General features: G+C 72.3%; 23 protein-coding genes and 5 tRNA genes. 9 read left to right on the top strand and 19 right to left on the bottom strand.

Going from position 1 to position 23,885, the window contains the following annotated elements:
* Window positions 1-3: 3 nt before the first annotated feature.
* Window positions 4-831 (bottom strand): aminotransferase class IV, encoded by an 828-nt coding sequence (locus tag FDM97_RS12475; protein WP_137990479.1) that lies wholly within the window; start codon window positions 829-831, stop codon window positions 4-6.
* On the bottom strand, window positions 828-1,880 hold the full coding sequence (locus FDM97_RS12470; RefSeq protein WP_137990478.1) for a chorismate-binding protein: 1,053 nt from the start codon (window positions 1,878-1,880) through the stop codon (window positions 828-830). Before FDM97_RS12470 ends, FDM97_RS12475 begins: the two co-directional genes overlap by 4 nt.
* A gap of 243 nt (window positions 1,881-2,123) precedes the next feature.
* On the opposite strand from FDM97_RS12470, the gene FDM97_RS12465 reads away from it, so the two are divergent.
* The 5 genes from FDM97_RS12465 to FDM97_RS12445 all read left to right on the top strand — a co-directional run bounded on the left by FDM97_RS12465 (window position 2,124) and on the right by FDM97_RS12445 (window position 2,601).
* Window positions 2,124-2,196, top strand: a tRNA-Gly gene (locus FDM97_RS12465).
* 38 nt (window positions 2,197-2,234) lie between these two features.
* Window positions 2,235-2,308 (top strand) — tRNA-Cys (locus FDM97_RS12460).
* A 1-nt stretch (window position 2,309) separates the two neighbouring features.
* Window positions 2,310-2,381: transfer RNA gene (locus tag FDM97_RS12455), tRNA-Val, on the top strand.
* A 34-nt stretch (window positions 2,382-2,415) separates the two neighbouring features.
* Window positions 2,416-2,487, top strand: a tRNA-Val gene (locus FDM97_RS12450).
* A gap of 39 nt (window positions 2,488-2,526) precedes the next feature.
* Window positions 2,527-2,601, top strand: a tRNA-Val gene (locus FDM97_RS12445).
* A 59-nt stretch (window positions 2,602-2,660) separates the two neighbouring features.
* Here the strand turns inward: FDM97_RS12445 and FDM97_RS12440 are convergent.
* The 4 genes from FDM97_RS12440 to FDM97_RS12430 all read right to left on the bottom strand — a co-directional run bounded on the left by FDM97_RS12440 (window position 2,661) and on the right by FDM97_RS12430 (window position 4,820).
* Window positions 2,661-2,948, bottom strand: coding sequence for a TFIIB-type zinc ribbon-containing protein (locus FDM97_RS12440; protein ID WP_137990477.1), 288 nt, complete (start codon window positions 2,946-2,948; stop codon window positions 2,661-2,663).
* A 40-nt stretch (window positions 2,949-2,988) separates the two neighbouring features.
* On the bottom strand, window positions 2,989-3,927 hold the full coding sequence (locus tag FDM97_RS12435) for a phosphotransferase family protein (RefSeq protein WP_254705569.1): 939 nt from the start codon (window positions 3,925-3,927) through the stop codon (window positions 2,989-2,991).
* Window positions 3,928-4,230: 303 nt separating this feature from the next.
* Window positions 4,231-4,398 carry a hypothetical protein gene (locus FDM97_RS35760; protein ID WP_175439103.1) on the bottom strand — a complete coding sequence of 56 codons (168 nt, stop codon included), beginning with the start codon at window positions 4,396-4,398 and terminating at the stop codon, window positions 4,231-4,233.
* Window positions 4,399-4,586: 188 nt separating this feature from the next.
* The gene (locus FDM97_RS12430) at window positions 4,587-4,820 is read right to left on the bottom strand and encodes a hypothetical protein (protein ID WP_137990476.1); all 234 of its coding nucleotides are present in this window, start codon (window positions 4,818-4,820) and stop codon (window positions 4,587-4,589) included.
* A 195-nt stretch (window positions 4,821-5,015) separates the two neighbouring features.
* On the opposite strand from FDM97_RS12430, the gene FDM97_RS12425 reads away from it, so the two are divergent.
* Window positions 5,016-6,167: a serine/threonine-protein kinase gene (locus FDM97_RS12425; RefSeq protein WP_137990475.1), complete on the top strand. Its 1,152-nt coding sequence runs from the start codon at window positions 5,016-5,018 to the stop codon at window positions 6,165-6,167.
* A gap of 9 nt (window positions 6,168-6,176) precedes the next feature.
* Here the strand turns inward: FDM97_RS12425 and FDM97_RS12420 are convergent, their stop codons facing one another.
* From FDM97_RS12420 to FDM97_RS12385, 8 genes are all read right to left on the bottom strand, one after another.
* Window positions 6,177-6,995, bottom strand: coding sequence for a TrmH family RNA methyltransferase (locus tag FDM97_RS12420; RefSeq protein ID WP_137990474.1), 819 nt, complete (start codon window positions 6,993-6,995; stop codon window positions 6,177-6,179).
* Window positions 6,996-7,063: 68 nt separating this feature from the next.
* Window positions 7,064-8,296, bottom strand: a complete 1,233-nt coding sequence (gene cobA / locus FDM97_RS12415; RefSeq protein ID WP_137990473.1) for a uroporphyrinogen-III C-methyltransferase — start codon at window positions 8,294-8,296, stop codon at window positions 7,064-7,066.
* A 331-nt stretch (window positions 8,297-8,627) separates the two neighbouring features.
* A complete protein-coding gene (gene cobT / locus FDM97_RS12410; RefSeq protein ID WP_137990472.1) occupies window positions 8,628-11,918 on the bottom strand; it encodes a nicotinate-nucleotide--dimethylbenzimidazole phosphoribosyltransferase in 3,291 nt (1,096 codons plus the stop codon).
* Window positions 11,919-12,223: 305 nt separating this feature from the next.
* Window positions 12,224-13,444 (bottom strand): precorrin-6y C5,15-methyltransferase (decarboxylating) subunit CbiE, encoded by a 1,221-nt coding sequence (gene cbiE / locus FDM97_RS12405; protein ID WP_137990471.1) that lies wholly within the window; start codon window positions 13,442-13,444, stop codon window positions 12,224-12,226.
* A 71-nt stretch (window positions 13,445-13,515) separates the two neighbouring features.
* Window positions 13,516-14,151, bottom strand: a complete 636-nt coding sequence (locus FDM97_RS12400; protein WP_137990470.1) for a GNAT family N-acetyltransferase — start codon at window positions 14,149-14,151, stop codon at window positions 13,516-13,518.
* A 176-nt stretch (window positions 14,152-14,327) separates the two neighbouring features.
* On the bottom strand, window positions 14,328-15,197 hold the full coding sequence (locus FDM97_RS12395) for a MetQ/NlpA family ABC transporter substrate-binding protein (RefSeq protein ID WP_137990469.1): 870 nt from the start codon (window positions 15,195-15,197) through the stop codon (window positions 14,328-14,330).
* 81 nt (window positions 15,198-15,278) lie between these two features.
* On the bottom strand, window positions 15,279-15,947 hold the full coding sequence (locus tag FDM97_RS12390; RefSeq protein WP_137990468.1) for a methionine ABC transporter permease: 669 nt from the start codon (window positions 15,945-15,947) through the stop codon (window positions 15,279-15,281).
* Window positions 15,944-17,005: a methionine ABC transporter ATP-binding protein gene (locus FDM97_RS12385; RefSeq protein ID WP_137990467.1), complete on the bottom strand. Its 1,062-nt coding sequence runs from the start codon at window positions 17,003-17,005 to the stop codon at window positions 15,944-15,946. Before FDM97_RS12385 ends, FDM97_RS12390 begins: the two co-directional genes overlap by 4 nt.
* Window positions 17,006-17,582: 577 nt before the next feature.
* Here FDM97_RS12385 and FDM97_RS12380 point away from each other — a divergent pair.
* Together FDM97_RS12380 and FDM97_RS12375 are read left to right on the top strand one after the other, a co-directional pair.
* Window positions 17,583-17,945 carry a hypothetical protein gene (locus FDM97_RS12380; protein WP_137990466.1) on the top strand — a complete coding sequence of 121 codons (363 nt, stop codon included), beginning with the start codon at window positions 17,583-17,585 and terminating at the stop codon, window positions 17,943-17,945.
* A 1-nt stretch (window position 17,946) separates the two neighbouring features.
* On the top strand, window positions 17,947-18,360 hold the full coding sequence (locus FDM97_RS12375) for a hypothetical protein (RefSeq protein ID WP_137990465.1): 414 nt from the start codon (window positions 17,947-17,949) through the stop codon (window positions 18,358-18,360).
* A gap of 1 nt (window position 18,361) precedes the next feature.
* Here FDM97_RS12375 and FDM97_RS12370 read toward each other — a convergent pair whose 3' ends face one another.
* From FDM97_RS12370 to FDM97_RS12360, 3 genes are all read right to left on the bottom strand, one after another.
* Complete coding sequence (locus tag FDM97_RS12370) at window positions 18,362-18,871, bottom strand: GNAT family N-acetyltransferase (protein ID WP_137990464.1); 510 nt, start codon at window positions 18,869-18,871, stop codon at window positions 18,362-18,364.
* A gap of 17 nt (window positions 18,872-18,888) precedes the next feature.
* The gene (locus tag FDM97_RS12365) at window positions 18,889-19,434 is read right to left on the bottom strand and encodes a sigma-70 family RNA polymerase sigma factor (protein ID WP_137990463.1); all 546 of its coding nucleotides are present in this window, start codon (window positions 19,432-19,434) and stop codon (window positions 18,889-18,891) included.
* Window positions 19,435-19,610: 176 nt separating this feature from the next.
* Window positions 19,611-20,756, bottom strand: coding sequence for a glycerophosphodiester phosphodiesterase (locus FDM97_RS12360; RefSeq protein WP_137990462.1), 1,146 nt, complete (start codon window positions 20,754-20,756; stop codon window positions 19,611-19,613).
* Window positions 20,757-20,985: 229 nt separating this feature from the next.
* Between FDM97_RS12360 and FDM97_RS12355 the strand changes: the two genes are divergently transcribed.
* Complete coding sequence (locus tag FDM97_RS12355) at window positions 20,986-21,657, top strand: lysophospholipid acyltransferase family protein (protein WP_137990461.1); 672 nt, start codon at window positions 20,986-20,988, stop codon at window positions 21,655-21,657.
* A gap of 78 nt (window positions 21,658-21,735) precedes the next feature.
* Here FDM97_RS12355 and FDM97_RS12350 read toward each other — a convergent pair whose 3' ends face one another.
* The gene (locus tag FDM97_RS12350; protein WP_137990460.1) at window positions 21,736-23,283 is read right to left on the bottom strand and encodes an MFS transporter; all 1,548 of its coding nucleotides are present in this window, start codon (window positions 23,281-23,283) and stop codon (window positions 21,736-21,738) included.
* Window positions 23,280-23,831 (bottom strand): TetR/AcrR family transcriptional regulator, encoded by a 552-nt coding sequence (locus FDM97_RS12345; protein ID WP_137990459.1) that lies wholly within the window; start codon window positions 23,829-23,831, stop codon window positions 23,280-23,282. The genes FDM97_RS12350 and FDM97_RS12345 overlap by 4 nt, the downstream gene beginning before the upstream one ends.
* Window positions 23,832-23,885: the final 54 nt, after the last annotated feature.

Here is a 23,885-nt window from a genome sequence, read left to right as displayed (position 1 = left end):
GTTTTACAAGCGCGGGTCTCTGGCCGCCGCCGCGCGCTCGTCGAAGATGCGCATCGCCTTGGCGGTCACCGGCCCCGGCGCCCCGGCCGGCTCGCGGCCGTCGACCCGGTGCACGGCCTGGATGTCACGGAGCGTCGAGGTCAGGAAGATCTCGTCGGCGCTCTCCAGGACGTCCAGCGGCAGGTCGGTCTCCTCCGCGCCGGTCCACTCGACCGCGAGGGCGCGGGTGATGCCGGCCAGGCAGCCGGAGGAGACGGGCGGGGTGTGGATCCGGCCGTCGATCACGACGAAGACGTTGGAGCCGGTGCCCTCGCAGAGCTGTCCGACCGTGTTGGCGAACAGCGCCTCGGAGGCGCCCTGTTCGCGTGCCCGGGCGAGGGCGACGACGTTCTCCGCGTACGAGGTGGTCTTCAGGCCCGTGAGCGCGCCGCGCTCGTTGCGGGTCCAGGGGACCGTGATCACGGCGGTGGAGTCGGGGCGGCGGCCCGTCTCGCCGAGGGCCACGACGAGGCTGGTGCCGGCGTCGCCGCGCTCGGAGCCGAGCGGGGAGAGCCCGCCGGTGTACGTGATCCGGAGCCGGCCGAGCTCCATCGGGTTGGCCTCCAGGACCGCGGCGCAGGCGCGGCGGACCTCGTCGAGGTCCGGGTCGGGCAGGCCCAGGCCGCGGGCGGAGCGGGTGAGGCGCTCCAGGTGGAGGGTGAGGGCGAAGGTCTCGCCGCGCTCGGCCTTGACCGTTTCGAAGATGCCGTCACCGACGGTCAGCCCGTGGTCCAGTACGGACACCCGGGCTTCCTCCGCGTCGTGCAGCCCGCCGTTGACCCAGAGTTTCATCGAGAAATGGCCTTTCCGCTCGCCTCGTACGTGCCCGACGCTACCGCCAGCAGGCGGGAGGCCTTCAATTCGGTCTCCGCCCACTCGCGATCGGGGTCGGAGCCCCAGGTGATGCCGGCGCCGGTGCCGAAGCGGAGGACGCCCTCCGGGCGGTCGATCCAGAAGGTGCGTATGCCGACGGCGAGCTCGGCGGTACGGCGGTCGGCGTCGACCCAGCCGATCCCTCCGCAGTACGGGCCGCGGGGCGCGGTCTCCAGGGCCTCGATGATCCGCAGGGCGCTGGACTTCGGGGCGCCCGTGACGGAGCCGGGCGGGAAGGTGGCGGCCAGGAGCTCGGGCCAGCCCGCCTTCTCGGCGAGCTCGCCGCGCACGGTGGAGACGAGGTGGACCAGGCCGGGGTGGGCTTCGACGGCGCAGAGCTCGGGGACGGTGACCGAGCCGGTCGCGCAGACCCGGCCGAGGTCGTTGCGTACGAGGTCCACGATCATCACGTTCTCGGCGTGGTCCTTCTCGAGCAGGTCCTCGGCGGTGCGTCCGGTGCCCTTGATCGGGCCTGACTCGACGGTGTCGCCGTCGCGGCGCAGATAGAGCTCGGGAGACGCGGTGGCGATCTCCACCCCGTGCGCGGGGAGGCGAATCGTTCCCGCGTACGGGGCGGGGTTGCCGCGGGCCAGGAGCGCGGTGAGGGCGTCGACGTCGGCGGCGTCCGGGTCGGGCAGCGGCGCGGACATCACCCGGCAGAGGTTCGCCTGGTAGACCTCGCCGCGGGCGATGTGCTCGCGGATGCGGCGGACGCCGGCGGTGTACGCGGCGCGGTCGAGGGACGACGTCCAGTCACCGGCGGCGGGGCCGAGCCAGCCGCCCGGGGCGGGCGGGGGGACGGCGGCCGGCCGCACGTCGCCGAAGCGGGCGCAGGTCAGTCGGCCCTCGAAGTCCGCGCAGACGGCCCAGAAGCCGGCGGAGTCCAGGGCCTCGGGGTCACTGGTGACATCCCGCAGGTCGGTCGCGACGAGGCCGCCGAAGCGGGCCAGAGGAGCAAGGTCGTGCACGGATGTGAGTCTATGGCCGGTGGGGGCGCGGTGACGGGGCGCGCGGCTGGGGGTCCTCGTGCTCCCGCCGGGGCGGCTGCGTGCCAGCGGGGGAACACGGGGAGTGAACGCCGCGCGAACGCTCTCCGCCGCCCGGCTCCGTGCGCAGCTCAGCACGCTGCGGAAACGCGTTTTTGTGCTGGCCCAGGAATCCGCTAGAGTTCAACACGTCGCCGGGACGCGCAAGCGGAACGGAAACGACAAGCGGACGTGGCTCAGTTGGTAGAGCATCACCTTGCCAAGGTGAGGGTCGCGAGTTCGAATCTCGTCGTCCGCTCGATGTGGGGGATCTTCCCGAACCCCCGTTTCACTCCTGGTGGAGTGGCCGAGAGGCGAGGCAACGGCCTGCAAAGCCGTCTACACGGGTTCAAATCCCGTCTCCACCTCCAAGGACGATTAGCTCAGCGGGAGAGCGCTTCCCTGACACGGAAGAGGTCACTGGTTCAATCCCAGTATCGTCCACTGGTCCGTAAGGATCTGGTCCGCAAGGATCCCCGCGCGATTAGCTCAGCGGGAGAGCGCTTCCCTGACACGGAAGAGGTCACTGGTTCAATCCCAGTATCGCGCACGCAGTAACCCCTGGTCCTGTATGGTTTGGGACCGACCCGCGCGATTAGCTCAGCGGGAGAGCGCTTCCCTGACACGGAAGAGGTCACTGGTTCAATCCCAGTATCGCGCACCACCCGGAACCCCCGGCCGCCTCTCGCGGCCGGGGGTTCCGTCGTTCCTGCCGGAGCCGGATCAGGAGGAGAAGAGCATCCGGCCGAAGCCACGCTGGCGGTAGTGACCGCCGTGGTGGCCTCCGTGCTGCGGGGCGCCCCACGCGGGGGCGGCGGGGGCGGGCTGGGCCGGGTAGGCCTGCGGGGCGGGCGTGGGCGGGGCCTGCTGCACCCACTGGGACTCGAGCCGGGTCAGGGCCTCCAGCTCGCCGTAGTCCAGGAATATCCCGCGGCAGCCGCTGCACTGCTCGATCTGGACGCCGTTGCGGTTGTACGTGTGCATCGCTGCGTGGCACTTGGGACACTGCATGGTCGGCTCAACTCCCTGCCGTTCGAATGGTGCTCTCAGCTTATGGGGACGCAGGTGGGGCCAACTCGGTTCGGAGCGAACCGATTCGCGCGCAGGTGTCGATCATCACTTCCTCGACCTCGTCGAGGGGGCGCTTCTCGGCCGTGGACTTGGCGAGGGCGAGCGCCGCGGTCTGGACGGTCAGGGCGCGGGCGGGGCCGTCGAGTTGGGCCCAGGGGTCTGCGGGGCCGGTGGCCGGGCCGCCCGCCGCTCGGTACGCGTCCAGGAAGCGGGACCAGACGTCCGGGGGCAGGATGCCGGCGGCGAACCAGGCGGCGGGACGGGCCAGGTCCCAGGCGGGGTCGCCGAGGCCGAGGTCGTCGACGTCGATGAGGAGCCAGCGGCCGTCGGGGGTGCGGGGGTCGCGCACGAGCTGACCGAGGTGGAAGTCGCCGTGGCAGAGGAGACGCGGGCGTCCGAGCGCCGGCTCCTGCGGGAGGGTGCGCCAGGCGCGCAGCACGGTCTCGACGGCTGGGCGGGCCGCGTCGGCGCGTCGCATCCGCTCGACGGCGAGGGCGGCCTTGGCGGGGGCGCGCATGGCCGGGAGGCCAGGGGGCGGCGGGGTGCGGTGGAGCCGGGCGAGGAGCCGCGCCGCGTCCTCCCAGGGGGCGGCGTCGGGGTCGGCGGGGTCGACGGGGGTGCCGTAGGGCCAGGCGGTGAGGGGGCGGCCGTCCAGGGTGGGGGTGGGGTGTGGGTGGGGCGGCAGGAGGACGTCGTCCAGCGCGGCGAGGGCGGCGACGGCGATCCGGGCCGCGTGCGCGCCGGGGTCGATGCCGGGGGCGTGGGCCTTGACGACGACGGCGCCGTGCCGGACGACGGTGCCGTCGTCCCGGTCGGCGAGCACGCCCGTGGCGCGCGGGGCGCACGGACAGGCGTCGTCGGCGCGGTGGGCGGCGTCTCGCGCGAGGGCGCTGAGCTGTTCGAGTTGGGCGTGCTCCACGCGGGGAGCGTACGCGCTACGGCCGCAGACGCCGGCCGTGGCCACGGAGGGGCCTCCCCGAAACCCTGCCGGGGGCAGATGGGCGCTGGGGTCCCTTCCCGGGGGCTCCGCCCCCGACCCCCTAGTCGGCAGCTTCGCGCCGCAGGTGCGGTCGGGCGGGGCCTTGCGGGGGTGGAAAGCGCGAGGGCCGGTCAGCTCCCCAGCTGACCGGCCGCACGCTGCCGTCCGCCGCACCCCCGTCCCCACGGGGCTGTTGGCCGGATGTCCCCGACCCGGGCCGCTCTCCCGGGTCCGGGGCGCTGTTCAGCGCCCCAGCATCACGCCCACGGACGACGCCTGTGTGACCACTGCGTCCCAGCCGCCGAAGACGACGACCAGCAGGGTCGCGAGAGGGAGGACCATGGCGGTCGCCACCAGGGGGTGGCGGCGGCCCGAAGGACGGGTGGTGATCCGCGGTACCGGGTACGCCATGGTTCCTCTCCTGTCGTGTCTGGCAGCGGCGGGTGTCTGACCTCGGGGGACGAGTGCTGCACCCGCCGCTTGCCTTCAACACTAGGGACCGGGAGCCGCCCGGACGTCATGCCCGCGTACCGATTCCCGGGCCTCCCGGAGGATGACGCGTCGCCTCCAGGCGTACTCCCCTGGGTGGAGACGGAGGCCTAGGACTGAGGGTCTTCCCGGAGGGGTACCGGCTGCTCGACCAGGGCGAGGACCCGGCTCGCCATGAAACGGGCCGTCCGGACGACCACCCCGGTGCGCGTGACTTCGCTCACTTCCACCACCCCTCGCCGTACCGCCGTCTCCACCCTCCGGCCCGCCCGGCTTGCCACTACTTCGTACGTCCGAGTCGTGTCCCCCGCGTCCACGACTATCTCCACGCGATCACCCTTCATGGATCCAATCCCCCTTCTGCGACCGGACATTGGAAAATCCCGCGGTCCGGACGGCCGCCGGCGGCGGCGTCCTGACCACCCCTCAAGTGTCCCCCTCAGCACTGACAATCGATCCTTCGGCGAGGGCGCGGCCTATGAGCACACCGGGGCGCCAATACGTAAGCTGTGCCACGTCGAACGGACGAGGGGACGGACATGGCGATGATGCGGCTCCGGCGCGAGGATCCGCGGATCGTCGGGTCGTTCCGCCTTCACCGGCGGCTCGGGGCCGGCGGGATGGGGGTCGTGTACCTGGGATCCGACCGGCGCGGGCAGCGCGTGGCGCTGAAGGTGATCCGGCCGGATCTGGCCGAGGACCAGGAGTTCCGCTCGCGCTTCGCGCGCGAGGTCTCCGCGGCCCGGCGGATCCGGGGCGGCTGTACGGCCCGGCTGGTCGCCGCCGACCTGGAGGCCGACCGCCCGTGGTTCGCCACCCAGTACGTACCCGGCCCCTCGCTGCACGACCGGGTCGCCGAGGAGGGTCCGCTGCGGGCCGCCGACGTGGCCGCCATCGGTGCCGCGCTCTCGGAGGGCCTGGTCGCCGTCCACGAGGCCGGTGTGGTGCACCGGGACCTCAAGCCGTCGAACATCCTGCTGTCCCCCAAGGGGCCCCGGATCATCGACTTCGGCATCGCCTGGGCCACCGGAGCCAGCACCCTCACCCACGTGGGCACGGCCGTCGGCTCCCCCGGCTTCCTCGCGCCCGAGCAGGTGCGCGGCGCGGCCGTCACCCCGGCCACGGACGTGTTCTCGCTCGGTGCCACCCTCGCGTACGCGGCGATGGCGGACTCGCCCTTCGGGCACGGCAGTTCCGAGGTCATGCTTTACCGGGTGGTGCACGAGGAACCGCAGCTGAACGGCGTACCGGACGCGCTGGCCCCGCTCGTCCGGGCCTGTCTGGCGAAGGACCCCGAGGACCGTCCCAGCACCCTGCAACTGTCCATGCGGCTCAAGGAGATCGCCGCGCGCGAGGCGCAGGGGCTGCCGGCCTCCCGTCCGCCGGCGCAGCGGGAGCGTACGGAGCAGGCCACGGGCAGCCGGCCGACGGAGCGGTACACCGAACGCAGTACGCAGGGGCGTGCCCAGGGTCCGGCCTCGCGGCCGGCCGCGTCACGTACCGGCGGCCGCCCCGCCCCGCAGTCGCGGCCGAACGGGCGTCCCGTGCCGTCCCGGACCGGCGCCCGCACCACCTCGACCGGCCGTCGCCCCGCCAATCCGCGGCTGCTGCGTCAGCGGTTGTTCGTCTTCGTCGTGGTGACGCTGGTGGTGGCGCTGGGTATCGCGGCCGCCCAGGCTCTGCAGGGTTAGGCCCGGGAGTCAGTCCTGCGGGCGGCCGCTCGCCACCGCGTAGAACGCCACGGCCGCGGCCGCGCCCACGTTGAGCGAGTCGACGCCGTGCGCCATGGGGATGCGGACCCACTCGTCGGCGGCGCGCAGGGCCTGGGTGGAGAGGCCCTCGCCCTCGGCGCCGAGCATCAGCGCCGCCCGCTCCAGGCGGTGCGGGGCCGCCACGTCGATCGGGGAGGCCTTCTCGTCGGGGGTGAGGGCGAGCAGCCTGAAACCGGCCTCCCGCACCGCCTCCAGGCCTCGCGGCCAGGTGTCGAGACGGGCGTACGGGACCGAGAAGACCGCACCCATGGAGACCTTGACCGAGCGGCGGTAGAGCGGGTCCGCGCAGTCCGGGGAGAGCAGCACCGCGTCCATGCCGAGGGCGGCCGCGCTGCGGAAGATGGCGCCGATGTTGGTGTGGTCGTTGACCGACTCCATCACGGCGACCCGGCGGGCGGTACGGAGCAGGTCCTCGGCGCTCGGCAGCGGCTTGCGCTGCATGGAGGCGAGCGCACCCCGGTGCACGTGGTAGCCGGTGACGCGCTCGGCGAGGTCCGGCTGCACCGCGTACACGGGCGCCGGGACCTCGTCGATGACATCGCGCATCACGTCGATCCACTTGGCGGAGAGCAGCATCGAGCGCATCTCGTACCCCGCTTGCCGGGCCCGGCGGATGACCTTCTCGCCCTCGGCGATGAACAGGCCCTCGGCGGGCTCGCGTCTGCGGCGGAGCTCCACGTCGGTCAGCCCGGTGTAGTCGCCCAGGCGCGGGTCGTCGGGGTCGTCGATGGTGATGAGTTCGGCCACGTGGTGATACTGCCTTGTCCGGGGTGCGGTGCCAATGTGTGCGGCGGGGTTCGGTTACCCCTGGTTACTTACTTCACGAGCTTCTCGGGGCTCTCGCCGACGACCTCGCCGATGACGATGACGGCCGGCGGGCGGACCTCCTGCGCCTTGACCGTCTCCGCGACCGTGGCCAGCGTGGCGTCCACCCTGCGCTGGGTGGCCGTGGTGCCCTCCTGGACCAGGGCGAGCGGCGTCTCGGGGGACTTGCCGTGGGCGATGAGCGCCTCGGCGATCTTCCCGATCTTGTCCACGCCCATGAGGATCACGAGCGTGCCGGTGAGCTTGGCGAGGGACGCCCAGTCGACCAGCGAGCGCGGGTCGTCGGGCGCGACATGGCCGCTGACGACGGTGAACTCGTGCGCGACACCCCGGTGGGTGACCGGGATGCCGGCGGCGCCGGGGACCGAGATCGAGCTGGAGATGCCGGGGACGACCGTGCAGGCGATGCCCTCCGCCGCCAGCGCCTGGGCCTCCTCCATGCCGCGGCCGAAGACGAACGGGTCGCCGCCCTTGAGCCGGACGACGGACTTGCCGGCCTTGGCGTGCTCGATCAGCGCGTTGTTGATGGCCTCCTGGGCCATGAAGCGGCCGTACGGGATCTTCGCCGCGTCGATGACCTCGACGTGCGGGGGCAGCTCGTTGAGCAGGTCGCGGGGGCCGAGACGGTCGGCGATGACGACGTCGGCCTCGGCGAGCAGCCGGCGGCCGCGGACGGTGATCAGGTCGGGGTCGCCGGGACCGCCGCCGACCAGGGCGACGAAGGGGGTACGGGAGCGGTGCTGCGGGGCCGCGATCGAACCGTCCCGCAGGCCCTCGACGATCGCGTCCCGCACGGCGGCGGAACGGCGGGGGTCGTGGCCGGTGAGCACGGCGACGGTCACGCCCTCGCTGCGGCCGGTGGCCGGGGTCCAGGCGGTGGCCGCGTCGGCGTCGTCGGAGCGCACGCACCACGTCTTGGTCCGCTCGGCCTCTGCGGAGGCGGCCGCGTTGGCGACGGGGTCGCTGGTGGCGACGAGCGCGTACCAGGCGTCGGCGATGTCCCCGTCCTCGTAACGGCGCTTGACCCAGGTGATCTCCCCTGCCTCGGCCATCGCCTCGACGGACGGGGTCGCGGACGGGGAGATCAGGGTGACGTCGGCGCCGGCCGCGATCAGGGCGGGGAGGCGGCGCTGGGCGACCTGGCCGCCGCCGAAGACGACGACGCGGCGACCGGAGAGGCGGAGTCCGACGGGGTAGGCGGGGTACTCGGCGTGCTCGGCCATGGGTGTGCGGCTCCTCGGAGGGGGAGGGGTGTGCGGGGCCGCGTCGGCGCTGAAGCGGCTGGTGGGGACCGGTGCCCACGATATCGGTCACCTGGCGTGCGTGGCCTGTGACCCATGTCCCTCAGGGACGGCCCCCATGGGGTGGACGGACCCGAAACGGCACCGCCCCCGTGGGCACAACAGGTACGGGAGGGGGACGGGGTCGTAGGTGGGGGTGTTCGGACGTAAAGCGTCGGAACTCGCGCGGAGCGCGGTGAGACGCAGTCCGGACACCCCCCACCGGAGGCCCCGGCACCCGGACCCACCCACGGGTGAGCCCGGGGCCCGGAGGCTACTTCTCCGTGACGCCCGCGGAGTCGAACGTCGCCACCTCGTGCATCGCGCGGGCCGCGCTCTGGACCACCGGGAGGGCCAGGAGGGCGCCCGTGCCCTCGCCGAGGCGGAGGTCGAGGTCGACCAGGGGGCGCAGGCCCAGCTTGTTGAGGGCCGCCACGTGGCCCGGCTCCGCGCTGCGGTGGCCCGCGATGCAGGCCGCCAGGGACTCGGGCGCGATCGCCCTCGCCACCAGGGCCGCCGCGCCCGTCGAGACACCGTCCAGGATGACCGGCGTACGCAGCGACGCGCCGCCCAGGATCAGGCCCACCAGCGCCGCGTGCTCCAGGCCGCCGATGGCGGAGAGGACGCCGATCGGGTCCGCGGGGTCCGGCTTGTGGAGGTCCAGCGCGCGGCGGACCACGTCCACCTTCCGCGCGTGCATCTCGTCGTTGATGCCGGTGCCCCGCCCGGTGACCTCGACCGGGTCGACCCCCGTGTACACGGAGATCAGCGCCGCGGACGCGGTCGTGTTGGCGATGCCCATCTCACCGGTCAGCAGGGCCTTGTTGCCGGCCGCCACGAGGTCCCGCGCGGTCTCGATGCCCACCTCGATCGCGGCGAGCACCTCCTCGCGCGTCATCGCGGGACCGGTCGTGAAGTCGCCCGTACCGGGGCGGACCTTGCGGGGCAGCAGGCCCGGCGTGGAGGGCAGGTCGGAGGCGACGCCGACGTCGACGACGCAGACCTCGGCACCGACCTGGTTCGCGAAGGCGTTGCAGACCGCTCCCCCGCCGAGGAAGTTGGCGACCATCTGGCCGGTCACCTCCTGGGGCCAGGCGGTGACGCCCTGGGCGTGCACACCGTGGTCGCCGGCGAAGATCGCGACGGCCGCGGGCTCCGGGATCGGCGGCGGGCACATCCGGGAGAGTCCGGAGAGCTGCGCGGAGATGATCTCCAGCATGCCGAGGGCCCCCGCGGGCTTCGTCATGCGCTTCTGCCGCTCCCACGCCTCGCCGAGCGCCTTGGCGTCCAGCGGGCGGATGTTGGAGACGGTCTCCTGGAGCAGGTCGTGCGGCTCCTCGCCGGGCAGGGCGCGGCGGCCGTACGTCTCCTCGTGGACGACCCAGGACAGCGGGCGGCGCTTGGACCAGCCCGCCTGCATCAGCTCGGGCTCCTCGGGGAACTCGTCGACGTATCCGACGCAGAGGTACGCGACGACCTCCAGGTGCTCCGGGAGGCCGAGCGCGCGGACCATCTCGCGCTCGTCGAAGAAGCTGACCCAGCCGACGCCGAGGCCCTCGGCGCGGGCGGCGAGCCACAGGTTCTCGACGGCGAGGGCCGAGGAGTACGGCGCCATCTGCGGCTGCGTGTAGCGGCCCAGGGTGTGCCGGCCGCCGCGCGTGGGGTCGGCGGTGACGACGATGTTGACCGGGGTGTCGAGGATGGCCTCGATCTTCAGTTCCTTGAACTGCTTCGCCCGGGCCTTGGGCAGCGACTTGGCGTAGGCCTCGCGCTGGCGCTGGGCGAGTTCGTGCATGCTCCGGCGGGTCTCGGCGGAGCGGATGACGACGAAGTCCCAGGGCTGGGAATGGCCGACGCTGGGGGCCGTGTGCGCGGCCTCCAGGACCCGGAGCAGCACCTCGTGCGGGATCGGGTCGGAGCGGAAGCCGTTGCGGATGTCGCGGCGCTCGCGCATCACGCGCAGCACGGCCTCGCGCTCGGCGTCGTCGTACCCGGGCGCGGGGGCACCGACGGCCCCCTCGGCGGAGACCTCCTCGACGGCGGCCTCTTCGACGGCGGCCTCTTCGACGGGGACCTCCTCCGCGGCCGGCTCCTCGCTCACCGGCTCCTCGGCAGCGGGCTGTTCGGGCGCCGGCTGCTCGGCGGCAGGCTGGTCGGCGACGGGCTGCGCGGCGGCCGGCTCCTCGATCGACTCGGGCTCAGGCTCGGGCTGCGGCTCGGCGGCGGGCTCGGGCTGCTCCTGCGCGGGCGTCTCCTCGGCGGCGGGCGCCTCAGGGGCGACCGGCTCAGCGGCCAAGACCTCGGCGACCGGCTCGGCAACGACGGGCTCGGCCTGCGGCTCCACGACGGGCTCCGGCTCCACGACCGGCTCCGGCTGCGCCTCGGCCACCACGGCCTCCGGCTCGGCCGGCGGTACGGGAACGGCCGCGGCCGGGCCGCCGTCGCGCGGGGCGGGTACGGCCGCGGGGGCCTCCTCCGCCGGGACCTCGACGGCGGGTGCGACGACCTCGACGGCCTGCGCCGGCTCCGGCTCGGTCACGGGCTCCTGGGCCGGAGCGGGTTCCTCCACCGCCTCGGCCACCGGCGTCGGCGCCAGATGCGGGGTCGTCGGGACCGTGCCCTCGACCTGGACGAACTGGCCGACCGTTTCTGCGGGGACGGCCTGCGGCTGCATCTGCGGCGCGACGGGTCCCTGGGGCTGCGGGTCCCACGGCACGGCGCCCTGCGGCGGGATCTCGCCGAGTTGGGGCGCGGCCGGCGCGGCGGGCTGCTCCTGCGGGATGTCGAGGTACTCCGGGCCGGTGGTCGGCGGACCCTGCACATGGGCCGGCATCGGGGTCGCCTTCGGGGCGGGGGCGGGCGCCGGGGCGGGAACGGGGGCGGGGGCCGGTGCGCCGGCCGGGCCGCGGTCGGCGAGCGAGCGCACGACTCCCCCGGTGCTCTCCGGCACGGGCGGGCCCATGTGCAGCGGGCGCCGGGCGGGCGGCGGGGTCGGGGCGGTGGCGGGCGGCGGCACCCGTACCCCGCTGAGGTCCACGGAGCCGGAGTCGCGGCCGGCGGCCTCGTGGGCACCGGTGTCCAGGATTCCGGGCTCGTACCCGTGGTCGGTGACGACCGGCTCCTGCGGCGCGACGGGCACACCGTGGGCGGGGGTGGAGAGGGCCTGGCCGGGGGCCGGGACCGTCGGCACACCGTGCGCGGGGGTGGAGACGGCCTCGTGCACGGCCGGGGCGGCCGGGGCGGCGGGGGCCATCGGCGTCTGCGCGGCGAGGGCGTCGGCGAGCGGACCCGCCAGCGGGTCGGTGAGCGGGTCCCCCATCGGCGGGAGCTGGCCCGGCATCATTCCCGGCGCCGGTACGGCGACGGGCGGCGCGGGCACGGCGCCCGGCTGGTGCTCGCTCCACGCGCCCTGCGCGCCCGGCATCAGAAGGAGGTCGTCGTCCTCGGCAGCGCTCTCGGAGGGGTCCAGGAAGGTGTACGCGCCCGGAGCGGGGATGCCCGGCTGCTCGACCATGCCTGCGTTCTCCGGCAGCCCCTCGCCCGGGACCTGGCCGGTGTCCGTCATGCGTACCCCTCGCCCATCGGTTGTGCTCCTTCAGACCTTCGCCCGTCAACAAGAACGAGCGTGCGCGCCGCGCGGCACGAATGACGCGCGGGCACCCAAGCATTGTCGCGGCCTTCGGCCATCGTGGCAGGGAGATCCGCCACGGTGCGCTGTGGACTGCGCCACGTCGCGCGGCCCCCCATCGCTCCGTACCACATCAGCGGCCCAATGGGGCCCCCACTTCCGGACATTGACGAACAAACTGCCGAAGGTCCGGGTGCGGTACAACAATCGGCCAGCCTACCTGGCCCTGTGGGGCGGCTCGGTCACGGGGCGCGGTCGATCCGGCTCCCGGAGAGCAGGAAGACGACGGACCGGTCCCGTTCCGACCAGTCGGCCGGATCGAGGCCGACGCTCTGCAGCAGGGCGCATTCGACGGTGTAGCCGCCGTCGGCGAGCGCCGCCCCGAGGGCCTCGGCCTCGTCGCGGGTGGAGGCGTGGGTGACGATCCGTTCGGGCCTGCGGTCGGTGCAGGCGGTGACGACGGGGACGCCGCCGCCCCCGATCCGTACGACATCGGGTTCGGGGAGCCGTTCCAGTACGTGCGGAGCGCGGCCGGCCACGGCCTGCAGCTGGACGCCGCCCCGGCGGGCGGCGGCCTCGGTGCGGGCGCACGCGTCGGGGGCGGCGTCCACGGCGATGACCGCGGCGCCGAAGCGGGCGGCCTCGACGGAGAACGCGCCGCCGCCGCAGCCGATGTCCCAGACGAGGTCGCCGATGCGGGGGCCGAGCCGGGCGAGCTGGGTCGCGCGCAAGGTGGGGTTCTCGCCGCTGCCACCGCGCTCGCCACTGCCACCGGGCTCTTCGAGGGGCAGGGCCCAGCCTCGTACGGCCGGGGTCTCCTGGCCCATGAGCCAGCCGCCGCCCGGTCCACCGGCGGCGCCACCGCCGCCGATGACGATGACGACGTTCGGGTCGCGCCAGGCGTGGTCGGCGGCCTTGTCGGAGGTGAGGACGGTGACCTGTTCGCGGTCGGTGCCGAGTTCCTCGCAGATGACGAAGGTGCGGTGGACCCCGTCGAGGAGGAGGGCGAGTTCGGCGGGTCCCGCGCCGGGCGAGGTGAGGACGGCGACCTTGGGGTGGGCGCGGCAGACGTTGACGGCGCGGCGCAGGGTGCGCTGGTGGGCGACGACGATCCGGGCGTCGTCCCAGGGCATGCCGGCGCGGGCGAAGGCGGCGGCGACGGAGGAGACGGCGGGGACGACCTCGACCTCGAGTCCATGCTCGGGGGCGCGCAGGGTGCGGACGACTCCGAAGAAGCCGGGGTCGCCGTCTGCGAGGACGACGGCGCTGCCGCGGTGGCCGGCGATCCTGCGGGCGGCGAGGTCGACGCTGCCGAGGCGGATGCGCTCGGCGCCGGGCGGGACCTCGGGGAGCGCGAGGTGGTGCGCGGCTCCGGCCACGAGGGTGGCTGCCGAGAGCGCGGACCGGGCCGCTGCGGTGAGGGGCGAGCCGTCCCAGCCGATCACCGTGACCCGGTCGGCCATCGTCGTCTGTCTCCTGAGGTCTTGTCGCAGGTCGGGGGGCGTGTCGAGGGTACCCGGGATCGGTGGCGGGCTCAGCTCCAGTCGGTGAAGGAGGAGTAGCCGGCCTCTGCCATCTGGTCCGCGACGCCTTCGAGGTCCTCGGGGAGGAGGCTCCAGACGATGAGGTCGGTGCGGATGTCGGTCCAGTCGCCGGACTCCGTCTGCGTACGCGCTATCCAGGCGTTGCGCAGGACTCCCTCGCTGATGCAGCCGATCTTCTGGGCGACCTGCTGGGAGGCGGTGTTGTCGGCGGCGGTGCGCAGCTCCAGGCGCTCGAACCCGCGGTCGCGGAAGAGCCATTGGGCGACGGCGAGCACGGATTCGGTGGCGTATCCCTCTCCTCGGGCCCAGGGGGCGGTCACATAGCCGACCTCGGTGGCCAACGTGCGCCAGTCGGTGTTTCTGAGGTGGACGGTGCCCACGAGGCGCTGGGTGAGGAACTCGGTGACGGCGAAGACGATGCCACGGCCCTCGGTCCGCTCAGCAGGAGCGATCCTGCGCACCCATTCCTCGGCGTCGGACCGTGTGTAGGGGTGCGGGACGGAGGTCCAGGCCGTGATGAGCTCGTCGTTCATCATCTCCGTGAAGGCGGGGATATCGGCGTCGTCGTACGGGCGCAGCACCAACCGGTCCGTGTTGATGGAGATGTCCGGAAAGGTGGTAGTCATGTGCAGCTCCATGCCGAGGACCGTCCGAATCGACCGTGAACGCACAGCATGCAGCATGCAGCAGCCGGTGCGCATGGCCGGGTCCGATGTGGCGTCAGATTCGGGAGGGTACGGCGAAGGCCCCGCGCACCGGACGGGATGCGGGGGCCTTCGTCACGAGAACTGTACTGCGAGCCCTACTTGGCGACAGCGCCGAACGCCGGGATGACCGAGCCGTTCTTGTAGGTGTCCTCGATGTACTTCTTCACCTCGGGCGAGTTGAGGAGCTCGGCGAGCTTCTGCACGCGGGCGTCCTTCTCGTTGCCCTCCTTGACGGCAAGGAAGTTGGCGTAGGGGTTGCCCTCCGCCTTCTCCACGGCCAGGGAGTCGGTGGCCGGGTTGAGCTTGGCCTCGATGGCGTAGTTGCCGTTGACGACCGCGGCGTCCACGTCGTTCAGGGCGCGGGGCACGGTGGCGGCCTCCAACTCCTTGAACTCCAGGCCCTTCTTGTCGGTGATGTCGGAGAGCTTGGCGTTGGAGCCGACGCCGTCCTTGAGGGTGATGAGCCCGTTGTCGGCCAGCAGCTTGAGGGCGCGGCCGCCGTTGGTGGTGTCGTTGGGGACGGCGACGGTCTGGCCGGCCTTGATCTCCTTGATGTCCTTGAGCTTCTTGGAGTAGAGGCCGAGAGGCTCCAGGTGGACGTTGACCACCGGGACGATGTGGGTGCCGTTCTTCGTGTTGAAGTCGTCGAGGTACGGCTTGTGCTGGAAGAAGTTGGCGTCGACCTGGCCGGACTCGGTGGCGGTGTTCGGCAGGACGTAGTCCGTGAACTCCTTCACCTCCAGCTTCAGGCCCGCCTTCTGCGCGAGGTTGTCCTTGACGAAGTTCAGGATGTCGGCGTGGGGCGTCGGGGACGCGGCGACGACGAGCGCCTTGGAGGTGTCACCGGAGCCGCCCGCGTCCTTGGCGGAGGACGACGGGTCGGAGGCGGTGCCGCAGGCGGTGAGGCCCAGGGCGAGCGCGGTGATGGTGGCGAAGCCGGCGGTGAGCTTGATGTTCTTACGCACGAAAAGTGCCTCTTTCTGGTGGTGCGATGGACGCCTGGACAACAAGTCCGGGCTCTTCTTCGAAAATCGAAGTCTCTGGGGTTACGCGGTGCGTCCTCGGCGGGCGAGGAGCCGGACGGCCAGGTCGCCGACGAGCTGGACGACGGTGACGATCCCGATCAGCACGACGACGGTGACCAGCATGAACTGGGTGTCGAAGCGCTGGTATCCGTAGGTGATGGCCTTGGAGCCGAGGCCTTCGCCGCCGACCGCGCCGGCCATCGCCGAGTAGCCGACGAGCACGATGACGGTGGTGGTGACGGCGGAGACCAGCGAGGGCAGCGCCTGCGGCAGCAGCACCTTGCGGATGATCGTGGGGACCGAACCGCCCATCGACTGGACGGCTTCGACCAGTCCGTGGTCGACCTCGCGGACCGCGGTCTCGACGAGGCGCGCGAAGAACGGGATGGCGCCGATGGCGAGCGGCACGATCATGGCGGTGGGGCCGATGAAGGTGCCGACGACGAAGGTGGTGAAGGGGATCAGGGCGATCAGCAGGATGATGAACGGCAGCGAGCGGCCGATGTTCACGATCACGCCGACGACCTTGTTGACCACGGTGTTCTGCAGCAGTCCGCCCTTGTCCGTGAGGACGAGCAGGATGCCGAGCGGCAGTCCGCCGAGGACGGTGACGACCGTGGCCCACAGGACCATGTAGAGGGTGTCGATGGTGCCCTGCTCGAGCAGGGGCTGCATCTCCGACCAGGTCACTTGGCACCTTCCTTGACGAGACCCTGCGTGGGCACGTGAAGCTCGGGGTTGGGGTCCTCGTCGACGACGTCGACCTGGAGGCCCTGCTCGCGCAGGAAGCCGACCGGGACGACGTTCTCCTCGTAACGGCCGGGCAGTTCGATCCGCATCCGGCCGATCTGCTTGCCGCCGACGGTGTCCATCGCCGCCCCGAGGATCGAGATGTCGATGTTGTACGTACGGGAGAGCTGGGAGATCACCGGCTGGGTGGCGGACTCGCCGTGGAAGGTGACGTCGACGACCGTGCGGTCGGGGCCGGTGGGGGCGCCGCTGACCGGGAAGAGTTCGGCGGCCAACTCGGAGCCGGGGGTGGCGAGGAGTTCGCTCACGGTGCCGGACTCGACGATCCGGCCCTTCTGCATCAGCGCGGCCGAGTCGCAGATCGCCTTGACGACGTCCATCTCGTGCGTGATGAGCAGGACGGTGAGGCCGAGCTGCCGGTTGAGGTCGCGCAGCAGCTGGAGGATGGAGCGGGTGGTCTCCGGGTCGAGGGCGCTGGTGGCCTCGTCGGAGAGCAGCACCTTGGGGTTGCCGGCCAGGGCGCGGGCGATGCCGACGCGCTGCTTCTGGCCGCCGGAGAGCTGGCCGGGGCAGGCCTTGGCCTTGTCGGCGAGGCCGACGAGGTCGAGGAGTTCCAGGGCGCGGCGGGTGCGCTCGGCACCGGAGACGCCGAGGATCTCCAGGGGGAGCTCGATGTTGTCCTTGACCGTGCGGGAGGACAGCAGGTTGAAGTGCTGGAAGACCATGCCGATGCTGCTGCGGGCGCGGCGCAGGTCCTTGCCGGCGCGGCGGCCCGTGGCGGCGAGCGCGGTGAGGTCGACGCCGTCGACGGTCACGGTGCCGGAGGTGGGTCGCTCCAGGAGGTTGACGCAGCGGATGAGCGAGGACTTGCCGGCGCCGCTCTGACCGATCACGCCGAACACCTCGCCCTCGCGGACGTGGAGGTCGACTCCGTCCAGAGCGGTGACCTGGCGGCCTCGCGACTCGTAGACCTTGGTCAGGCCCGAAGTGGTGATCACAGGGGTTTTCCGTCACTGTCGAGTGCGCGGCGCGGGGTCCGCCGGGCACGGGGCATTCGTCGTTCGGACAGTCAGGCGCAGAGGGGCCGGCTCGGTGGGTGACCGGAGGCAGCGCGTGCGCGGGGCAGGCACGCTCCGGCGCCGGATGGCGGGCGGAACGGCTCGGCCGTCGGGTCTCGCTTCGGGGCGCGAGACTCAGGCGGGGGCCCTCAGAAGGCGCACATTCGACACATACAACGAGCACCGGGCGTCGTGATCGCCTCGGTCGCAAGGGTGCGGTTGCTCGTCGTGGTCATGGCTGCAAGTAAAGCACGCAGGGGTACGGCCCGATCCGGAGTGTCCGAATAGCGGACGGCGTCATGACATCATCCGGACACTCCGGGCGGGTGTCATCCGCCCGGGAAGATCCCCGCTCCCCTGGTGGTGGCCTGCGCCGATACCGACTGCGGCTCGGTCACGACCACATCGGCGAGGGAGCTCGGAGCGGCCGTGGGTTGTGGCCAAGGCCACGGTCCGCGCGCCTGCCGCGCGGGGGGCGAGCGCATCGGGCCTTTCGGCCCGTAATACCCTCGTGGCCATGCTCGACGCCCTGACGGTCGCGGTCTCCGTGGCCGCGCTCGCCCTCGCCGCCTGGTGCGGCTTCGCCTTCACGCGCGACCAGCCGACCAAGGACTGGCACTTCATCGGCATGGCCGTGGTGACGGCGCTCGCCCTGGTCCAGCTGATCGTCGGCATCGTGCAGCTCGCGCGCGGCGAGAAGGCCGAGGAGGGCACCACCATCTTCCTCGCCTACCTGCTGGGCGCGCTGTGCGCGGTGCCCGCGGCCGGCTTCATGTCGCTCGCGGAACGCAGCCGGTGGGGCTCGGCGACGGTGGCGGCCGGCGCGATCGTGCTCGCGGTCCTCGAAGTGCGTCTCTTCGACATCTGGACGGTGGGCTGAGATGACCGCGACCGAGGGAACCACGCGGCTGGTCAAGGGCCCCGGCATGCTCGTGGTGTGGCTGTACGGAGTGATGTCGGTCGGCGCGGTCTCGCGGTCGATCTTCCAGATCGCGACCGAGTTCGACCGGGCGCCGCTCCCCTACACGCTGTCGGCGCTGGCGGCCGTCGTGTACGCGTTCATCACGTACACGCTGGTCCGCGGCGGGGAGACGGCCCGCAGGGCGGCGCTGGTGTGCTGCGCCGCCGAGCTGGTGGGCGTACTGGCCGTGGGGACCTGGACGCTGGTCGACCCGTCCGCGTTCCCCGATGCCACGGTCTGGTCGAAGTACGGCTACGGCTACATCTTCATTCCGGTGCTGCTGCCGGTGACGGGGATCTGGTGGCTGCGCCGCTCCCGTACGCAGGCCGGCTGACTCAGGCGGCCTTCTCCAGGGTGACGAGCGTGAGCCGCGGGCCGATCTCGTGCGTGGCGACCTGCTCGTACCCCTTGCTGCGGTAGAGCCGCAGGTTGCGCTCGCTGCGGTGGCCCGTGAAGAGCTGGAAGCGCTTGGCGGTGGGCGCGGGCCCGGTGGCATCGGCGGCATCGGATTCGTCGGCGGCGAAGTGGCTTTCGATGGCGTCGAGGAGCCGTCCGCCGAGGCCGTGGCGCTGCATACGCGGGTGGACGATGAGCTTGGCGATGTGTACGGTGCCGGCCTCGTCGACCCGCCCGCGTACGGAGGCGACGACCTCGTCGCCGAGGCGGGCCACGAGCCCGTACCCCTGGGCGAGTTCGGCCCGCAGGGAGTCGAGGGTCTGGGTGAGCGGCTCGATGGAGTAGTCGCCGTAGAGCTCGGCCTCGCTCTGGTAACAGAGGTACTGCAGCTTCAGTATGTGTTCCGCGTCCTGCTCGTCTGCCGCTGAGATGGTCACGCTCATGCCCATGTGCGCATGCCTCCCGCTCACCTGGTCCACCGGTCGGTCTCCCGCACCCTTCCCCTCCGGGTCGACGCGGGAACCTCTGCAGCCAGCATTCTGCGCAGGCATCCCAGGCAGCGGGAACGCATCGGCCCCAGGCTGCCTTGTGAGATACCCAACTCCCCTGCGATTTCCCGGTAGGTGGGGTCGGCCGGGTCGAGCATCGCGGTGAGCAGGCGCGGGCAGTGGCCGGGGGTGCGGCGGACGGCGGCCCGCACGGTGCGGCGGCGTTCGGCGATGAGGGCCGAGCTCTCGGGCGAGTCGTGCGGGGCGACGGCCTCCTCCGCGCCGTAGGGGCGCTCGCGCAGCGCGGCACGGCGGGCGCGGCGCGCCTCGGCGCGGACGGCTCGGCGCAGCCAGTCGGCGGGGCGGGTGGGGGCGTCCTCGTCCTGGAGGCGTTCGAGGAGTTTGAGCCAGACGGCCTGTTCGAGGTCCCCCGCGTCGACGCCGGCGGCGGGGGCCTCGGCTTTGGACTCGGCGGCGAGGAGGGGGGCGAGGGTGCGCAGGAGGTGGGGGTCGGGGAGGGTCATGACCGGGACGATGCGGGTGCCTGCGGGCGCGGTTGCGGGTTCGTGCGTAAACCACTCGCGTGGGTGCCGCTCACGTGGTCCGGGCCCGGGGTGGACGTCCTTGGGAAGGACGCCGGCCCCGGGATGTTGTGCCCGCCCTTACCCTCCCCCCTGCGGAACAGTTGCCCACAACTGGCCTAGAGATCGGCCGCCGCGAGGAGGGCCGTGTCCGGGTTGTCGGTGAAGATGCCGTCGATGCCCGTCGACAGGTACGTCTTCAGCGCGCCGAAGGCGTCTCCGTACGCCGTCGGGTCCGTGCCGCGGCGGAAGTCGGCCGGCAGGAAGCTGTTCTCGTTGCGCTGGGTGTACGGGTGGAGGATCAGGCCCTGCGCGTGGGCGTCGCGGACCAGGGTGGTCGGGGTGCCGAGGCGGCCGCTCGCGTCGCGCGGGACGACCAGGTCCAGGGTGGGGCCGATGCCCTGCGCGTACGAGGCGATCCAGCGCAGGCCCTCGGGGGTGACCAGGTCGGCGACGGTGCGCGGGTCGCCCGCCTGGACGAAGTCCCAGGGGCGGCTGCTCGCGCCGGAGAGCAGGACCACGCGCGGGGAGTTCACCAGCTTCGCCAGGCGCTGGATGCTGCTCGGCTCGAAGGACTGCAGGAAGACCGCGGAGTCGGCGCGGTGACGCCCGTACCGGCGCAGCAGCTTGGCGAGCCGCTCCTCCAGGCCGAGGCCGAGCGAGCGGAAGTAGGTGGGGTGCTTGGTCTCGACGTGCAGCCAGACCTCGTGGCCCCGGCGCCGGCCCTCCTGCTCGGCCCAGCGCAGCACCTCTTCGAAGGTGGGGATCTGCCAGCGGCCGTCGTAGAGGGTGTTCTCCTGGCGGGTGCCGGGGATGCGCTCCTTGGCGCGCAGGGTCTTGAGCTCGGCGAGGGTGAAGTCCTCGGTGAACCATCCGGTCTGGGACACGCCGTCGACGGACTTGGTGGTCCGGCGGGAGGCGAACCCGGGGTGGTCGGCGACGTCCGTCGTGCCGGTGATGTCGTTCTCGTGGCGGCAGACCAGGTGGCCGTCCTTGGTGGGGACGAGGTCCTGCTCGATCACATGGGCGCCGAGGTCGAGGGCGAGCTGGTAGGAGCCGAGGGTGTGCTCGGGGCGGTAGCCGCTGGCGCCGCGGTGGGCGATGACGGTGGGGACGGGGAGGGAGCGGAAGCCGTGGTGGCGCACACCGCCGTCGGCGGCCTGCGCGGTGCCCGCGGTCAGGCCCGCCGAGGCGCCCAGTACGGCCACGCCCGCCGCCCCGAGGACCGTCCGCCGGGCCGGGCTCCGGTGCTCACCCTGTGTCATGAAGGCTCCTTCGATGTGATGTCCCGCACCTGTCAACGGGGTGCTCCGACGGTAGGCAGTCACCCCTTACCTGCGGCAGACCCTGGCCGAACATGGCGGAAACACACGTCAACACTGCGTATCCACTCGGTGAACCCGATGTGCGTACGGTGGTGACCCGCGAGTATCGTCCTCACCTGCACACTCCCCCACACACCGACGCCGTCCGTCCCCGACACCGGAGGAACCGTTGTCCCGTCTCGCACTCATCAAGGCAGTGCTCGGACCGATCCTGCGCCTGATGTTCCGCCCACGTGTGGAGGGGGCCGAGAACATCCCGGGGACGGGTCCGGTGATCCTCGCGGGCAACCACCTCACCTTCATCGACTCGATGATCATGCCGATCTGCACGGACCGCCCGGTCTTCTTCATCGGCAAGGACGAGTACGTGACGGGCAAGGGCGTCAAGGGCCGGCTGATGGCCTGGTTCTTCACCAGCGTGGGCATGATCCCGGTGGACCGCGACGGCGGCCGCGGCGGTGTCGCGGCGCTGATGACGGGCCGCCGGGTGCTGGAGGAGGGCAAGATCTTCTCCATCTACCCGGAGGGCACCCGCTCCCCCGACGGCCGGCTGTACCGGGGCCGTACCGGCATCGCGCGCCTCACGCTGATGACCGGCGCGCCGGTGGTGCCGTTCGCGATGATCGGTACCGACAAGATCCAGCCGGGTGGGGCGGGTCTGCCCCGGCCGGGCCGGGTGACGGTCCGCTTCGGCAAGCCGATGGAGTTCTCGCGGTACGAGGGCATGGACCGGGACCGCTATGTGCTGCGCGCGGTGACGGACTCGGTGATGGCCGAGGTCATGCGGCTCTCGGGCCAGGAGTACGTGGACATGTACGCCACCAAGGCCAAGGCGGCGTAGCCGTTGTGAGCGGGTAGGCCCACGGGGCCGGGGTCCTTCTGAAGGGCCCCGGCCCCGTGGCGTCGCGCCCGCTGCGGGTTACGGATGCTCCAGCCCGTCCTCCAGCTTCTGGCCCTTCAGCAGGAACCAGGCCGCGGCCGCCGTCGCGAGGAGGACCACCGCACCGACGCCCGCCGCGATGCGCAGGCCGTCGACGAAGGCCTCCTGGGCGGCGGAGACCAGGGCGGTCGCCGTGTCGGGCGCGAGGCCCGCGGAGGCCTCGACCGCACCGCCGAGCGACTCGTGGGCGGCCGCCGCCGCGCCCGAGGGGACGCCCGCGGGGGTCGTGAAGCCCTGGTAGACGCCGGTCACGATCGAGCCGAGGAGCGCGATACCGAGCGCCGCGCCCAGTTCGTATGCGGTCTCGGAGACGGCGGAGGCCGAACCCGCCTGCTCCTTGGGCACGCTGGAGAGGATCACGTCGGCGGTGACGGTGAAGGAGAACCCGGCGCCGAGGCCGACGACGAGCAGGGCCGCGCCGAGCAGCGGGTAGCCGGTCTCCTTGTGGACCAGGGTGATGACGCCGAGCGCGAGTCCGATCGCGGCGAGGCCACCGGCCACGATGCCCCGTACCGAGTACCGCCGGGCGTACCTGCCCGCGACGAGACCGGTCACCACCGCGCCGACGGCGGCGGGCAGTTCGGCGAGTCCGGCCTCCAGCGGCTCGCGCCCCTGGACCAGCTGCAGGAACTGGGAGAGGAAGAAGACCAGTCCGGACAGTCCGAAGACGGTGAGCAGGTCGGCGAGGACCGCGCCCGAGAAACCGCGGTGCCGGAAGAGGCGCATGTCGAGCAGCGGCGCCGTCAGGGCGTACTGACGCCGGACGAAGGCGTAGAGGCAGGCGGCGCCGATGACGGCGGCCACGCCGACGTCCGGGGTGAGGCCGTGGGAGGCGACCTCCTTCACCGCGTAGACGACGCCGATGACACCGACGAGCGAGAGGCCGACGCTGACGAGGTCCCAGGGGCCCGCGACCGGGTTCTTGGACTCGGGCAGCAGCTTGATGCCGACGAGGACCAGGACGGCCATGACCGGCAGGTTGATGAGGAAGACCGAGCCCCAGTAGAAGTGCTGGAGCAGCGCGCCGCCGACGACCGGGCCGATGGCGGCGCCGGCCGAGGCGGTGGCGCCCCAGATGCCGATGGCGAGGCTGCGCTCCTTGGGGTCGTGGAAGATGTTCCGGATCAGCGCCAGGGTCGACGGCATCAGCGTCGCACCGGCGACACCGAGGAGCGCGCGGGCCACGATCATCATCTCGGGGCTGGTGGCGTACGCGTTGAGCACCGAGACGGCGCCGAAGGCGGTCGCACCGGTCAGGAGCAGCTTCTTGCGGCCGATCCGGTCGCCGAGGGAGCCCATGGAGACGAGAAGACCGGCGATCACGAAGGAGTAGATGTCGCCGATCCACAGCAGCTGCGTACCGGAGGGCTTGAGGTCCTCGCTGAGCGAGGGCGTGGCGAGACCGAGAACGGTGGCGTCCACCGCGACCAGCAGGACGGCCAGGACCAGGACCGAGAGCGCGAGCCAGCGGCCGGAGCTCTTCACCTCCGTCCCCGTCGTCGGGCTCAACTGCTGGGTGCCACTCATTTCTCCACGCTCCGTCGTGCGCCACCGAGCAGCAGCTCGGTGATCATGTACTGGAAGTCCTTGGCCGCGACCCGGCCGTCCATGACGGACCAGGCGCAGGTGCCGATGAGGCCGTAGAGGGCCTCGGTGAGCCAGGCGGGGCTCAGGTCGATCCGGAAGGTGCCCTCTTCCTGGCCGCGCCGGAAGAGGGCACTGACCCTGGCGTCGAGCCGGGCCCAGCCCTCGTTGACCTGGTCGCCCTCGAAGAGCTGGTTCTCGGTGACGAGAAAGGCCAGCAGCTGCGCGCAGGGCTCGGATTCGGCGATGAGCCGGCGCAGCGCTTCGTCGGCCGGACCCTCGTGGAGGTTCGCGGCGTCGAGAGCGGCCTCGAACTCCTGGATGCCCATCTCCTCCAGCGCCCTGACCAGCGCGTCCCGCCCGGCGAAGTGCCGGTGCAGGGTGGCGCGGCCGATGCCGGCGGCCCGGGCGACCTCGTCCATGGTGGCGGTCGATTTCCGGGAGAGCAGGGCGGCGGCGGCGCGGAGCACCTGGGTGCGGTCGACTGACATGAGACGACCATACACCGAATGAGACATCAATGTCTCATTCGATAATTCGATGCC

This window comes from Streptomyces vilmorinianum, from assembly GCF_005517195.1.
Taxonomy (GTDB): Bacteria; Actinomycetota; Actinomycetes; order Streptomycetales; family Streptomycetaceae; genus Streptomyces; species Streptomyces vilmorinianum.
The sequence above is the reverse complement of the archived record's forward strand: the minus strand, read 5'-3'. Positions and strand labels throughout refer to the sequence as shown.

Bases quoted from the DNA above. Each gene is read 5' to 3' on its own strand.
- FDM97_RS12350 (WP_137990460.1), bottom strand. From the start codon at position 23,283: ATGAGTGGCACCCAGCAGTTGAGCCCGACGACGGGGACGGAGGTGAAG.
- FDM97_RS12425 (WP_137990475.1), top strand. From the start codon at position 5,016: ATGGCGATGATGCGGCTCCGGCGCGAGGATCCGCGGATCGTCGGGTCG.
- FDM97_RS12370 (WP_137990464.1), bottom strand. From the start codon at position 18,871: ATGGGCATGAGCGTGACCATCTCAGCGGCAGACGAGCAGGACGCGGAA.
- FDM97_RS12360 (WP_137990462.1), bottom strand. From the start codon at position 20,756: ATGACACAGGGTGAGCACCGGAGCCCGGCCCGGCGGACGGTCCTCGGG.
- FDM97_RS35760 (WP_175439103.1), bottom strand. From the start codon at position 4,398: ATGGCGTACCCGGTACCGCGGATCACCACCCGTCCTTCGGGCCGCCGC.
- cobA (WP_137990473.1), bottom strand. From the start codon at position 8,296: ATGGCCGAGCACGCCGAGTACCCCGCCTACCCCGTCGGACTCCGCCTC.
- FDM97_RS12365 (WP_137990463.1), bottom strand. From the start codon at position 19,434: ATGACCCTCCCCGACCCCCACCTCCTGCGCACCCTCGCCCCCCTCCTC.
- FDM97_RS12375 (WP_137990465.1), top strand. From the start codon at position 17,947: ATGACCGCGACCGAGGGAACCACGCGGCTGGTCAAGGGCCCCGGCATG.
- FDM97_RS12430 (WP_137990476.1), bottom strand. From the start codon at position 4,820: ATGAAGGGTGATCGCGTGGAGATAGTCGTGGACGCGGGGGACACGACT.
- cbiE (WP_137990471.1), bottom strand. From the start codon at position 13,444: ATGGCCGACCGGGTCACGGTGATCGGCTGGGACGGCTCGCCCCTCACC.
- FDM97_RS12345 (WP_137990459.1), bottom strand. From the start codon at position 23,831: ATGTCAGTCGACCGCACCCAGGTGCTCCGCGCCGCCGCCGCCCTGCTC.
- FDM97_RS12380 (WP_137990466.1), top strand. From the start codon at position 17,583: ATGCTCGACGCCCTGACGGTCGCGGTCTCCGTGGCCGCGCTCGCCCTC.
- FDM97_RS12475 (WP_137990479.1), bottom strand. From the start codon at position 831: ATGAAACTCTGGGTCAACGGCGGGCTGCACGACGCGGAGGAAGCCCGG.
- FDM97_RS12400 (WP_137990470.1), bottom strand. From the start codon at position 14,151: ATGACTACCACCTTTCCGGACATCTCCATCAACACGGACCGGTTGGTG.
- FDM97_RS12440 (WP_137990477.1), bottom strand. From the start codon at position 2,948: ATGCAGTGTCCCAAGTGCCACGCAGCGATGCACACGTACAACCGCAAC.
- cobT (WP_137990472.1), bottom strand. From the start codon at position 11,918: ATGACGGACACCGGCCAGGTCCCGGGCGAGGGGCTGCCGGAGAACGCA.